The organism is Nocardia sp. NRRL WC-3656 (genome assembly GCF_000720265.1).
In the GTDB taxonomy this organism is placed as follows: domain Bacteria; phylum Actinomycetota; class Actinomycetes; order Mycobacteriales; family Mycobacteriaceae; genus Nocardia; species Nocardia nova.
In genome coordinates this window covers 192,068-205,293 of the sequence record NZ_JOJF01000007.1, presented here as the reverse complement: position 1 = coordinate 205,293, position 13,226 = coordinate 192,068, and the positions used below count along the sequence as shown (strand labels likewise).

Sequence of the window (13,226 nt, the reverse complement as noted above, 5' to 3'; positions counted from 1 at the left end):
CCTGCCTACACCCGTTCGAGGACCGCGGACGCGCCATGCCCTCCCGCGGCGCAAATGCCCAGCAGCGCAGTGCTCTTCCCGGTGAGTGCCAGCTCGTTGGCCATGGTCGTCACCATGCGCGCACCGGTGGCGCCGAAGGGGTGGCCGATCGCGATCGAACCGCCGTGCACATTGAGGATGTCCGGGTCGATCTCGCCGACGGCACTGTCGCGGTCCAGCCGGGATTTGGCCCACGCGTCGCTGCCCAGGGCCGACACCACCGAGAGGGTCTGGGCGGCGAAGGCCTCGTGGATATCGACGACATCGATGTCCGACAGGGCCAGCCCTGCCTTGTCGAGCGCCCGCGGCATGGAGATGGCCGGACCGATCAGCACCTGATCGGACGGGTCGACGCTGACGAAACTCCAGGACCGGAAGGCCGCCAGCGGTTCGAAGCCCAGGGCGCGCGCCTTCTCCTCGCTCATCAGCAGCACCGCGGCCGCGCCGTCGGTGAGCGGGCTGGCGTTGCCCGCCGTCACCGTGCCGTCGCGCTCGAAGACCGGGGCGAGGGTCGCCAGCTTCTCGACACCGGTGTTCGCGCGCACGAGTCCGTCGCGAGTGACCGTCTTCCCGTCCGGCGTGGCGACCGCGAGCACCTCCCGGTCGAACCGGCCGGATTCGATCGCCGCCGCCGCGCGATGATGCGAGCGGGCGGCGAAGGCGTCCTGCTGTTCCCGTGTGATGCCGTTGATGCGGGCCATCTTCTCCGCCGACTCCCCCATCACCTCGCCGGTGGTGCGCTCGGCGATCTTCGGCCGGCGCGGCAGCAGATCCGTGAACGGCGCCAGCTGCGCCACCGCGGACAGATAGTCCTTCGGCTTCGGCTTGCCCAGGGCCAGCGGCGCGGCCGCGTGCACCATCTTCTGCGGCAGCTTCACCTCGGCATTACTGGTGGAATCGCTGCCGCCGGCGACCATGATGTCGCATTCCCCGCGTTCGATGGCGGCCGCCGCCGCGGTCACCGCCTGCAGTCCGGAGGCACACGCACGGGTGACCGTGTAGCCCTCGCAACCGTGGTCGAGCCCCAGATCCAGGGCGATCTCCCGCGCGACGTTGGGCGCCGCACTCGGCAGGATCACCCCGCCCCACACCATCGCCTGCACCTGATTCTTCGGCAGTCCGGTCCGCTCGAGCAGCCCGCCCACCGCCAGGACACCCAGATCGAAGGTGTCCATCCGCGTGTAGTCGGTGAACGCGCGCAGGAACGGGGTACGAGCACCGGCGACGATGACGGCGCGGCGAGAACGCTTGGTGGCCATGCCTTTACAGTAGGGCGAGCAAGATGCCGATACAAAATGTCACGGTAATCTCGCCGGCCCGGTGAACGACGAACGGCCGGGGCGTCTCGGCCCCGGCCGTCCAGCTCCCGAAAACTCGTTATGTCAGCCTGATCAACCCGTAGTCGAAGGCGTGGCGGCGATAGACCACCGACGGTCGGTCGGTCTCGCGGTCGTGGAAGAGAAAGAAATCGTGGCCGACGAGTTCCATCTGATACAGCGCGTCGTCCACCGACATCGGAGTCGCGGAATGGACCTTGGTGCGCACGATATGCCCCGGCCCGGCGTACTCGCTCGATTCGGTGTCGGCGCGGTCGGCCGGCTCGGATCCGTCGGCGCCGGCGGGCAGGGTGTCCTCGACCAGCGCGGCTGTCGCCTCCGCGACGGATACGGGTGTCTTCTCGCCGTAGTGCACCCGGCGGCGATCCTTACTGCGCCGCAATCGGGCCTCGAGTTTGACCACCGCGGATTCCAGTGCGCCGTAGAAACTGTCGGCGGAGGCTTCGGCCCGGACCACCGGGCCCTTGCCGCGCACGGTGATCTCGACACGCTGACAGTTCTTGCGCTGGCGGCGGTTTCGTTCATGGAACAGCTCGACATCGAAGAGGTATATCGACGGGTCGAAACGTTCCAGACGGGAGAGTCGGTCCGCGACGTGAATGCGGAAATGATCGGGTACCTCGACGTTACGTCCCTTGACCACGACGTCCGCATCGGGCGTCCGGGGCACATCCGAAATAGGCTGTTCGGCTCCGTTCAGTTCACCGGAACCCAGCTGGGTGCCCGTACCGGTCGAGGGATCTGCTTCTTTCACTGAAGGTCGTGAAGTCGTCACGCGTACCTCCCGGATCTGGCCGCACAACTCCATGTGCGGCGGGTTAGCAACCGCACCGAGCCGGCCGAAGAGAGGTTGCGCGGGATTCGGAAAGGGCTTGCAGACTGCCACCCGTGGCCCGCCACTCATGCCGGAATGCTCGGTACGAAGTCGTCCGAGTCGCCACCTCCAAACTCTGGGTTCGGGTGTCAGATCGCTCTGTCAGCAACGCTATTACGCCAACGATCCGTCCGCCACTGTTCACGCAAATTTCTCCCACTCACGCGGCGCATGTCACCATCACGGCCCGCACGTTCACCCCGGCCAGAGCCAGAACCCGCACCGATTCGGCCGCGGTCGCGCCCGTGGTGAGAACATCGTCTACCAGTACGATGTCGGCAGCCGCGAGGGTCCGCAGGACCGACGTCGCACCGATGCGGCAGACGATCCGGCCCGCCAGATTGTCCCGGCGCGCTCGCGCGCTCAGTCCGACGGAGTCGCGCACCTCACCACGCGCCCACAGCACGGGTGCGAGATGGCAATCGGACAGCCAACCGGTCGCGACGCGCGCCGTCCGCAGGACCGGATCGCCCCCACGACGCCGGGCCGCGACCCGGCGGCTCGGCGCCGGAACCAGAATCAGCGGGCGGCCGGGAGCCCGCAGCAGGCCGATACCGCGGGCCAGGGCCCGGCCCAGCGGTGCGATCAGATCCCGGCGGCCCGATTCCTTGGCCGCCACCACGGCGCGCCGGGCCGGACCCGCGTATCCACTCAACGCCCAGCACGGCACCCCCGGATCGGTGCGCGGCCATACCCGCATGGGCTCCGCGCTCAGTGTCGCGGCACATTCCCCGCACCATCCGATTCCGGCCGATCCACATCCCCCGCAGTACTGCGGCAGGACCAAATCCAGCAGCGTCCGCATCGGCCCAGTCTGGCCGAGGCCACCGACAGGTAGCGCGCGGGGAAAGGTTCAATTGGCCCCGAACCGACGAACAGCCTGGGCATCCCGTTCCGGATTGTCCGGAACCGGATGCCCAGGCCGCGCGCTAGTTGCTGGACGGACCGGAGTTCCCGCCGTCAGTGTGTGCCGATGTGCAGCACCCACCCACCTGACCCGTCGGGGTCACAAGTACCCTGCGCCGCCCCATTGAGCGCGTTGAGGTCCTGCTCCAACGCCCTGGCGCAGTCATATTGCGCATATTCGCCCGTGAACACTGTCCCCTCCGGAGTGGGCAGGTCAGCGGCGTGCGCGACCCCGATGCCGACAACGGCAACGGCAAGTGCAGATGTTGCGGCGACAGACAATTTGCGGAACATTCGAATCCCTCCCTGAACAAACCCCCGAGCTCGACGAACTCGTCGGGCCGCAGCCGACACTACTTCGAGATCCTTTGGAGCACAACGGGTTTATGGCGCGGATCGATTGTTCAGTCCGGCAGAACCGGCACCGTGTTCGCACCGAGCCCCGGCGTCTCACGCCAAAACCGGTCCGCCGACGGTCCTGTCGACTGCAGTTGCATTACCGCACGTGAATCGGCGGCGTAAAGAATACCGGGGGCAGCACTCACCACGCGCACAGGTGGAGTCAGGTTCTGACTGGACAGTGGCGTCAGCTCCGAACCATCGATGAAGACCGACTCCACCGGGTTCACGTCTCCTTCTCGTGCCAGAACGAGAGAATCAGGAGTGGACCAGTCGATGGATACGGCCGTTGTGCTCAGATCGACCGCCACCGGCCTGGGCGACACCAGTGCGAACTTGCCATCCGGATGCTGAATCACGACAGCGAGGTAAACCTTGCCTCCGGCGATGATCGCTGCACGCGTTCCGTCGCGGGAGATACTGAGATCGGTGATCGGGAGACGGGGCACCGGGTCGGTGCTGTTCGCCTCACCCGAAGTCAGCATCGACGTATCGATGTCCTGCATCGATACGTTGCCGGTGCCGCGATCGTGCGCAACTCGGATCACCCGAGTTCCGTCGACCACCGCCCACGCGGCCTCACCATTGGAGGTCCATGACGGCCGCGTGATGGTCTCGCCCTGGACGACCGAGAATGTGGAAGCGCCGTCATAGCTGCCGATGATGAGGGTGTGCTTCGGCGCGGGCGCAGGCTCGCCGCTCTCGGCGACCGCGGCGATCAACTTTCCGTCTTCCGACAATCCGACCGACTGCAGATTTCGGGCGGCACCGAAGTATCCGGGCATACGGACGATCTGCCCCTTGGACACATCCACGGCAACCAGCGAGCCATCCCGCAACGCATGGAGGTTGGCCCGATCTCCTGTGGGAGTTGTCGGGTTCATTGCACTGACGTCGTCCAACGACCAGCCCACGCCTGCGTACCGGTCGTCCAGCGGCTTGCCGTCTGCGAGTAACACGTAGGGGCCGGGGATATCCGCCCCTGCCAGGGTCAGTACCACCTGGGCTGCCAGCATTTCCTTACCGTGCGCATCGAGAGCCGAGGCACCGGCGAAATCTATGCGTACCCCGCCCAGCCCGACGCCGACGTTATCCGGTTCGCCGTTGGCTTTGGTGATACCTTCGCGCACGCTGACGGGCGGGGCGAGCATATTGCGCACGGCCGGCGCCAGGGCCGGCTGTGGGCCCGCGGCCAGCAGTCCTACCAGCCGCTGCGTCAGTTGATCCTTCGGGCTCGAGATCCAACGCAACTCGGGAACCATGGTGGTCCCGGGGCTGTTGGCGAAATACAGCGGATACCGACGATACGACTTGTAGAACGCGGAGCTGTCCACTACCACGCCCGGTTCCACCTGGCTGATGCGCCACTCGTCGCCGACCTTGCTCATCTCGATTCTGGTCTCGTACGTATTGTCCTGGGCGCGGAAAGACCCGTCTGCGGCAAGCTCACCCAGTTTTCGCGCTCGAATGCGGTAGGTCGCGGAGTCGTCCGACCTCGACTCCCGAAGGGTGTCGGGTTTGTCGACGATGACGGTGCGCGCGCTGTCGTCCCACCCCTCCGCGGCCCCCGGCGTCAAGTACTGCCGCGCCGTTCGATGGTGGTCGGCCGGATCGGCAGTGGCGTCGAGGAAGTCGTGCAGCAACAGATCCGGGTCCCGCCCGGAGGTGGGCGGATGTGGGCCGGTCGACGTCGGCTGACGGTTGAGCGTTCCCAATGCCTGCGGCGCCGAGGAATCCGGCAGATTGGCGCAGCCGGCGAGGACCAGCACGCAGCTGAACAGCGCGGCGAGCAGCGTTGCCAGACGGGTGCGGTTCATGGGTTGATGTCCTCTTTGTCGGCGAGTGCGGAGTCGTCCGAGCCGCCCGCGCTCTCACCCGCCGGCTTCGGCGAGGTCCGCTCGGCCGCCGGTTCACCGTCCGGCGATTCCGAGGCGTCCGCGTCCGGCGGCGTCGTCCGCGCCGACGGCTCGGCATCGGCATCCGCTTCGACGGTACCGGCAACACCCGCGTGACCGTCGGGCCCGTCCGCCGGTGCCCCGCTCGCGGCCGGATCCGCCGGGTCGGCGAGCGCACCGTCCGCGGGTTGCGCGAGCTCGTCCGCCGCCTCCACCGACCCGGCCGGCAGCTCGGCCAGCCGCCGCTTGGGCGGTTCCAGCGACAGCGGGCTCGGTCCGAGTTTTCGTCCGCGCACCAGTGGCAGAGTGAGACGGAAGCTCGCGCCCACCCCGGGCTCGCCCCAGGCCTCGAGCCGGCCGTCGTGCAGATTGGCGTCCTCGACGCTGATCGACAGACCCAGGCCGGTACCGCCGGAGCGCCGCATCCGCGAGGGATCCGACCGCCAGAAGCGATTGAAGACCAGCTTCTCCTCACCGGGCCGGAGTCCGACACCCTGATCGCGTACCACCATCGCGACGGCGTTGGCGTCGACGTCACCACGCATGCGGATCAAGACCGGTTTGCCCTCGCTGTGGTCGATGGCGTTGGCCAGCAGATTGCGCAGCACGCGTTCGACGCGGCGCGGGTCGACCTCCGCGACCAGTGGTTCCTCGGGCAGGTCGACCACCAGTTCGCAGCCGGCGTCCTTGGCCAGATGCCGGACCGTGGAGACCGCCGCCCGCGCGCACATCCGCACATCCAGCGATTCGATCTGCAATTCGGCCACACCCGCGTCGTGGCGGCTGATCTCGAGCAGGTCGTTGAGCAGACCCTCGAACCGGTCCAGCTCGGTCACCAGCAGTTCGGCACTGCGGGCCAGCGCCGGATCGAGTTCGTCGCTGGATCCGTGGATGAGGTCGGCGGCCATGCGCACCGTCGTGAGCGGAGTTCGCAGTTCGTGGCTGACATCGGAGGTGAAGCGGCGTTGCAGATTGCCGAATTCCTCGAGCTGAGTGATCTGATTGGACAGACTTTCGGCCATCTCGTTGAACGACATGGCGAGTCTGGCCATATCGTCCTCACCCCGGACCAGCATCCGCTCCTTGAGGCGGCCGTCGGCGAAACGTCCGGCGATCCGGGCGGCCGAGCGGATCGGCAACACCACCTGCCGGGCCACCAGCGCGGTGATCGCGGCCAGCAACAGCAGCAGCACGATGCCACCGATCAGCATGGTGCCGCGCATCAGGCTCAGGCTGCGCTGCTCGTTGTTGAGCGGGAAGATCAGATAAACCTCGAGTGTCGGCACCTCCGAGCTCGGGCTGCCGATGATCAGCGCCGGCCCGCGGTAACCGTCCGGATCCGAGATCGTCGCGAACTGATAGCTCACCTGGTTCTGCTGGACGAACCGGCGCAACTCGGCCGGCACCTCCGAGATGGGCCCGGCGGTCACCTCCTGCTGGCCGTCGCCCACCATCGCAAGCGCGACGTTGTAGGTTCCGGCGCCGCCGGCGGACGAACTGCTGCCGGTCGACAGTGCGCGCACGGCGTCCTGCAGCCGGACCGCCTGAGTGCTCGAATCGGAAACGCCCGTCAACTGCGCCTCGACGGTATTGCGAGCGCGGCTCATCTCCTCAACGGCCGCATTGACTTTCGCGTCCAGGAGGCGGTCGGTGATCTGACTGGTCAGCACCACACCGAGGATCGTGATGACGATCAGCGACAGAGTGAGCGTGGAGACCACCACGCGCAACTGCAACGATCGCCGCCACGTGTGGCCCAGCGATTCTCCGACGGATTTGAACCAGGCCACCACAGCTGCCAGCAGCCGCTCGACGCGGCTTCTGGAGCCTGCGATCACGGCGGTCCGGCCTTGTAGCCCACGCCACGAACGGTCAGCACGATCTCAGGGTTCTCGGGATCCTTCTCGACCTTGGCCCGCAGTCGCTGCACGTGCACGTTCACCAGGCGGGTGTCGGCCGCGTGCCGATAACCCCACACCTGCTCGAGCAGCACCTCACGGGTGAACACCTGCCGCGGTTTGCGCGCCAGTGCCACCAGCAGATCGAATTCGAGCGGAGTCAGCGATATCTGCTGACCGCTGCGGGTCACCTTGTGGGCCGGTACGTCGATGACGATGTCGGCGATCGACAGGAGTTCGGCCGGCTCGTCGTCGGTACGGCGCAACCGCGCCCGCACCCGCGCGACCAGCTCCTTCGGCTTGAAGGGTTTGACGATGTAGTCGTCGGCACCCGATTCCAAGCCCAGGACGACGTCGACCGTGTCGGTCTTGGCCGTCAACATCACGATCGGCACACCGGAATCGGCGCGCAGCACCCGGCACACGTCGATACCGTTCATGCCCGGAAGCATGAGGTCGAGCAGCACCAGATCCGGGCGTAGTTCCCGGACCGCGGTGAGCGCCTGCGTGCCGTCGCCGACCACATGGGGGTCGAAACCCTCGCCGCGCAAGACGATCGTGAGCATCTCGGCGAGCGCCATATCGTCGTCGACGACCAGAATCTTCGGCTTCATAATTACTATGTTGTCATCTCTCCGGCTCGGAACGGGCAACCACGCCAACACTGGTTACATTACCGACGCACATGCCACCCTATCGGCCAATCATTTCCGCCAGTCGTTCGGTGAGTCGGACCGGATCGTCCTGCGGCGCATGGACCCACCAGGGCCCGTGCCACCGCGATTCGGCCAACACACGATAGACCGCCGCCGTACGTTCCTGCAGCGATATATCCCGTTCGTAGGCGTCGAGCGCGCGTGCCGTGTCGAGTTCACCTCGGCGCCGGGCGCGTTCGACCGCCAGCTCGGTCGGCACGTCGAGCAGTATCTGGATATCGGGGACCGGCAGTTCGAACCGGCCGAACTCCAATTCCGCTACCCACGAACTCGTTTCGCCGTCCGCCTGCTCGCCGGCCCGCGCGGCGGTGTAGGCGACATTGGAGGCGACATACCGATCGAGCAGCACAATATCGTTGTCCACCAATAGTTTCGACAACTCGTCGCGGGCCTCGGCGCGATCCAGGGCGAACAGCAGCGCCATCGCGCTCACGGATGCGGCCACATCGCCGTGCCGGCCGCGCAGGGCCTCGGCCGCGAGATCCGCGTGGATCGACCGGCCGTAGCGCGGGAAGGCCAGCGTCTCCACGCGCAGACCGCGGTCGCGCAGGCCCGCGACGACGGCGTCGATCAACGTCCGCTTACCCGCGCCGTCGAGGCCCTCTACCGCGATGAGTGCACCCATAACGTGCAGGTTACAACTTTTGCGTCCGCCCTGTTCCACGCACCCGCCGCGCGTTATCGGAAACGTCGACGTTTCAGAAGACGCTACTTTTGGGGGCACCGCACCGGATAACGGCCGCGACGCCGCGCGGGATCAAGGAAACGTCCCGAAAACAGGAAGGCGACCATGCTCATCTCTCGTGTATTACGTACCGCCGCAGCGACTCTCGCGATCACCGCGGGCCTCGCCGCCGGTGTCGCGGCGGCCGCACCGCTCCCGCTCGAGCCGGCCGCCCCGGTCGCGGGCGCCTCCGGAAGTGCGGATTCGGCCACCGACGGCGGCGCCGGCAGCAGCCTCATCGACCTGTTGAAACTGCTCGGCGACATCAGCCACGGATGCACCCCGGGCACCGTCTGCGCCGCCGCGACGACAGCCCAGAGGCCGGAGGCGAACACCGCGATCGCCGACACGCCGCTCGGTTCCGGGTCGGCGAGCGGTTCGAACGAGCCGGGCTCGGTGCTGTGCTGGTTGCTGCACCCCAGCCCCACCTGCCAGATCTGAGCGCCGCGGCGCACGAGACGGTTGTCCCGCCGAAGCGAAAGCTCCTGCGGGACAACCGTTTCCGAACTCAGTACCGGTAGTGCTCCGGCTTGAACGGGCCCTCGACGTCCACGCCGATGTATTCGGCCTGGTCCTTGGTGAGCTTGGTGAGGGTGCCGCCCAGCGCCTCGACGTGGATGCGGGCGACCTTCTCGTCGAGCACCTTCGGCAGGCGGTAGACCTCGTTGTCGTACTGCTCCGGCTTGGTCCACAGCTCGATCTGCGCGATGACCTGGTTGGAGAAGCTGTTGCTCATCACGAACGAGGGGTGGCCGGTGGCGTTGCCCAGGTTCAGCAGCCGGCCCTCGGACAGCACGATGATCGACTTGCCGGAATCGAAGGTCCACAGGTCGACCTGCGGCTTGATGTTCAGCTTGGTGGCCCCGGAGTTCTCCAGCGCGGCCATATCGATCTCGTTGTCGAAGTGGCCGATATTGCCCAGGATCGCCTGATTCTTCATCGCCTTCATGTGGTCCAGGCCGATGATGTCCTTGTTACCGGTCGAGGTGATCACGATGTCGGCATCGGCGATCGCCCGCTCGACGGTGACGACGTCGAAGCCGTCCATCAGCGCCTGCAGCGCGTTGATCGGGTCGATCTCGGTGACCTGCACGCGCGCGCCCTGGCCGGCCATCGACTCCGCGCAGCCCTTGCCCACATCGCCGTAACCGCAGATCAGCACCTTCTTACCGCCGATCAGCACATCGGTGCCGCGGTTGATGCCGTCGATCAGCGAATGGCGGGTGCCGTACTTGTTGTCGAACTTGGACTTGGTGACCGAGTCGTTGACGTTGATCGCGGGGAAGGTCAGCTCACCGGCGGCGGCGAACTGGTACAGCCGCAGCACGCCGGTCGTGGTCTCCTCGGTGACACCCTGCACCGATTCGGCGATCGCGCTCCACTTGCCGGCGTCGGCGGCCAGGCTCGCGCGCAGCAGGTTGAGGAACACCTTGTATTCGGTCGAATGCGACTCGTCCTCGGGCGGGACGACCCCCGCCTTCTCGAACTGGGCGCCGCGCAGCACCAGCATGGTGGCGTCACCACCGTCGTCGAGGATCATGTTGGCGGGCTCGCCCGGCCAGGTCAGCATCTGCTCGGCCGCCCACCAGTACTCCTCCAGGGTCTCGCCCTTCCAGGCGAAGACCGGGGTGCCCTTGGGCTCGTCGACGGTGCCGTGCGGGCCCACCACGACCGCGGCGGCCGCGTGATCCTGGGTGGAGAAGATGTTGCACGAGGCCCAGCGCACCTGCGCACCCAGTTCGACCAGGGTCTCGATCAGCACCGCGGTCTGGACCGTCATGTGCAGCGAACCGGAGATGCGCGCACCCTTCAGCGGCTGCACCTCCGCGTACTCGCGGCGCAGCGCCATCAGACCGGGCATCTCGTGTTCGGCCAGTCGAATCTCCTTGCGGCCGAACTCGGCCAGCGACAGATCCGCCACCTTGTAGTCGATGCCGTTGCGGACATCGGGAGTCAGGTTCGTCTGAGCGGAAAGTTCTGAGGTCGTCATGCGCCTGGATCAGCCTCTCGGTGGATGTCGGTTCGACAACTCAGGCTAGTCGCTCGCACGCGTTCGGTGTACGCCGACGGGGTGCGGCCGCCGAGCCGGATCGAATTCCGGTCCCGACCGCGCCGGTGCTCGCCCGGGACCACTGCCCGCACATCACCGGCGCCAGACGTATCGGACCTGGGGACGCCCGGCGCGGCCGTAGTCCGATCGGCGCTCCACTACGCCGTCGGCCGCCAGCTGCTCCAGATAACGCCATGCCGTCACCCGCGAAACCCCCACGGCGCGGCCGGTTTCGGTCGCCGACAGCCCGGCCGGCGTCTCGCGCACCGCCCGGGAGATCTCCTGAAGTGTCTGCGGGGCAATGCCTTTCGGCGCGGACGCCTTCGGATCGGTGGTACGCAGCGCGCTCAATGCCCGATCGATGTCGTGCTGGGTCAATGTCGAATCATCGGCCGGCAGCGCGGCCCGGAATTCCAGGTAGCGCTCGAGTTTGTCCCGGAAAGCCGCGAATGTGAACGGTTTCAGCAGATACAGCGCTATCCCGTGCGCGACCGCGGCACGCACCATCTCGAGGTCGCGCGCCGAGGTGATGGCGATGACATCGGGTCGCGGGCGCAGCCGGGCCAGGGCGGCGGTCACCTCGAGCCCGCCGATATCGGGCAGTCCCAGATCCATCAGCACCAGATCGATCGGAGTTCCCGCGGCGGCGGCGTGCGTCGCCGTCCGGATGGCGTCGCGGCCGGTGGCGGCCACCCCCACCGGCTCGAATCCCGCCACCCGCGCGACATACGAGTGATGCGCCTCGGCGATGCGCGGTTCGTCCTCCACGATCAGCACCCGGATCGGCTGGCCCGTCATCGCACCGGAATCCTCACCACGACAGCGGATTCGGGGCTTCGCTCGGCCCGCAGCGAGCCACCGTATCGGGTCACCAGCCGCCACACCAGCGCCAGGCCGAGGCCGTGATGTTCGGCCTTGGTCGTATATCCCCGCTCCATCGCCCGGGCGAAGGTCTCCTCCGACATCCCCGGGCCGCTGTCGGCGACCCTGACCACCAGCGCCGACGCCTCCGAGCGGACCGTCACCTCGACCCACGCGTCGGGATTCTGCGCCACCGCGTCCACCGCGTTGTCGACGAGGTTCCCGACCAGGGTGACCATTTCCTGCGGGGTCAGCGGGGCGGCGGATTCCAGCGCGGTGTCGTCGGCGACGGTCAGCTCCACTCCGCGCTCGATGGCCCGGTCGACCTTGCCGAGCAGCAGTGCCACCAGTATCGGCTCGTGGACCGCATCGGTCAGGCGGTCGATCAGCGCCTGGGACAGCTGTAGCTCGGCCGTCGCGAAATCGACGGCTCCGGCGACATTGCCCAGCTCGACCATGGTGATCACCGCATGCAACCGGTTGGCCGCCTCGTGCGCCTGTGCGCGCAGCGATTCCGCCAGACCGCGCGCGGAGTCCAACTCACCCATGATGTCGCGCAATTCGGTGTGGTCACGGATGGTGAGGACGGTGCCGAGACGCCGCCCCGCCCAGGAGACGACGTCCTGGTTGACCACCAGCACCCGCGCCGCTGTCACGTGCATCTCGTCGCGGATCACGGTCGCGTCGAGGCGCCGCAGCGAGACCGGCAGATCGGCGCGTCGCACCGGGCCGTCCGGGAGTTCGAGCAAGCGTCTGGCCTCGTCGTTGACCACCGCCGCCGCCTCGTCGTCGCGGTCGAACACGATCAGGCCCTCGTGCACGGAGTGCAGCACCGCGTCGTGATGTTCGTAGAGCGTCCGCAGTTCGGCCGGACCCAGTCCCTGGGTTTGGCGCAGCAGCCGGCGGCGCAGCAGCAGTGCGCCCAGGACGGCCAGCAGCAGACCGGCACCGGCCGCCCCGAGGATCAGCGGCAGCTGCGCACTCACCTGATCGCCTATGCGTGCCCGGGTCACGCCCGCCGAGACCAGCGCGACGACCCGGCCGGTGTCGTCGACGACGGGTGTGACCGCCCGGATCGACGGGCCCAGCGTCCCGGTGTAGGTCTCGGTGAACGTCTCACCGGCCAGCGCCCGATCGATGTTGCCACTGAACGGCTGTCCGATCCGGCTGACATCGGTATGGGTGTACCGGGTGCGGTCGGGGGCCATCACCACGATGAAGTCCACCCCGGTCCGCTGCCGGATCCGTTCGGTCACCGGCTGCAGCACGGCCGTGGGATCCGGCGTCCGCACGGCGGCCGCCGTGGAAGGCGCCTGCGCGAGGGCCACCGTGATGCCGGTGACCCGCCGAGCCGTCGCATCGTCCTGTTCCCGGCGCACCTCCCACACCGCCAGCGCCGATCCGACCGCTATCACCACCACCAGGACCGCCAGCTGCACCACGAAGACCTGGCCGGCCAGGGTCATGCCCCGCCCACGTCCGGCGGTCCGGCCTTTCGCCCGCAACGGTCCTCCCGTGAACGAAACG

General features: G+C 67.5%; 12 protein-coding genes. 1 reads left to right on the top strand and 11 read right to left on the bottom strand.

Features of this window, described 5'->3' with window-relative positions:
* Positions 1-5: 5 nt before the first annotated feature.
* The 8 genes from IG65_RS0112305 to IG65_RS0112270 all read right to left on the bottom strand — a co-directional run bounded on the left by IG65_RS0112305 (position 6) and on the right by IG65_RS0112270 (position 8,689).
* Positions 6-1,298 carry an acetyl-CoA C-acyltransferase gene (locus tag IG65_RS0112305; protein ID WP_030515027.1) on the bottom strand — a complete coding sequence of 431 codons (1,293 nt, stop codon included), beginning with the start codon at positions 1,296-1,298 and terminating at the stop codon, positions 6-8.
* Between the two features lie 118 nt (positions 1,299-1,416).
* A complete protein-coding gene (gene hpf / locus IG65_RS0112300) occupies positions 1,417-2,130 on the bottom strand; it encodes a ribosome hibernation-promoting factor, HPF/YfiA family (protein WP_231509168.1) in 714 nt (237 codons plus the stop codon).
* Positions 2,131-2,410: 280 nt separating this feature from the next.
* Positions 2,411-3,055: a ComF family protein gene (locus tag IG65_RS0112295; protein WP_030515025.1), complete on the bottom strand. Its 645-nt coding sequence runs from the start codon at positions 3,053-3,055 to the stop codon at positions 2,411-2,413.
* Positions 3,056-3,210: 155 nt separating this feature from the next.
* Positions 3,211-3,450: a hypothetical protein gene (locus IG65_RS0112290; protein WP_030515024.1), complete on the bottom strand. Its 240-nt coding sequence runs from the start codon at positions 3,448-3,450 to the stop codon at positions 3,211-3,213.
* 110 nt (positions 3,451-3,560) lie between these two features.
* Positions 3,561-5,372: an MtrAB system accessory lipoprotein LpqB gene (gene lpqB / locus IG65_RS0112285; protein WP_030515023.1), complete on the bottom strand. Its 1,812-nt coding sequence runs from the start codon at positions 5,370-5,372 to the stop codon at positions 3,561-3,563.
* Entirely contained in the window at positions 5,369-7,288 is a 1,920-nt protein-coding gene (mtrB, locus tag IG65_RS0112280; protein WP_195076951.1) for an MtrAB system histidine kinase MtrB, read from the bottom strand. Before mtrB ends, lpqB begins: the two co-directional genes overlap by 4 nt.
* The gene (gene mtrA, locus IG65_RS0112275; protein ID WP_030515021.1) at positions 7,285-7,962 is read right to left on the bottom strand and encodes an MtrAB system response regulator MtrA; all 678 of its coding nucleotides are present in this window, start codon (positions 7,960-7,962) and stop codon (positions 7,285-7,287) included. Before mtrA ends, mtrB begins: the two co-directional genes overlap by 4 nt.
* A 79-nt stretch (positions 7,963-8,041) precedes the next feature.
* A complete protein-coding gene (locus IG65_RS0112270) occupies positions 8,042-8,689 on the bottom strand; it encodes a dTMP kinase (protein WP_030515020.1) in 648 nt (215 codons plus the stop codon).
* Between the two features lie 165 nt (positions 8,690-8,854).
* On the opposite strand from IG65_RS0112270, the gene IG65_RS0112265 reads away from it, so the two are divergent.
* Positions 8,855-9,229, top strand: coding sequence for a hypothetical protein (locus tag IG65_RS0112265; RefSeq protein WP_030515019.1), 375 nt, complete (start codon positions 8,855-8,857; stop codon positions 9,227-9,229).
* A gap of 67 nt (positions 9,230-9,296) precedes the next feature.
* On the opposite strand, the gene ahcY is transcribed toward IG65_RS0112265, so the two are convergent.
* From ahcY to IG65_RS0112250, 3 genes are all read right to left on the bottom strand, one after another.
* A complete protein-coding gene (ahcY, locus tag IG65_RS0112260; RefSeq protein WP_030515018.1) occupies positions 9,297-10,778 on the bottom strand; it encodes an adenosylhomocysteinase in 1,482 nt (493 codons plus the stop codon).
* Positions 10,779-10,931: 153 nt separating this feature from the next.
* Positions 10,932-11,636 carry a response regulator gene (locus tag IG65_RS0112255; protein ID WP_030515017.1) on the bottom strand — a complete coding sequence of 235 codons (705 nt, stop codon included), beginning with the start codon at positions 11,634-11,636 and terminating at the stop codon, positions 10,932-10,934.
* Positions 11,633-13,165 (bottom strand): ATP-binding protein, encoded by a 1,533-nt coding sequence (locus tag IG65_RS0112250; protein WP_030515016.1) that lies wholly within the window; start codon positions 13,163-13,165, stop codon positions 11,633-11,635. The genes IG65_RS0112255 and IG65_RS0112250 overlap by 4 nt, the downstream gene beginning before the upstream one ends.
* Between the last annotated feature and the right edge of the window lie 61 nt (positions 13,166-13,226).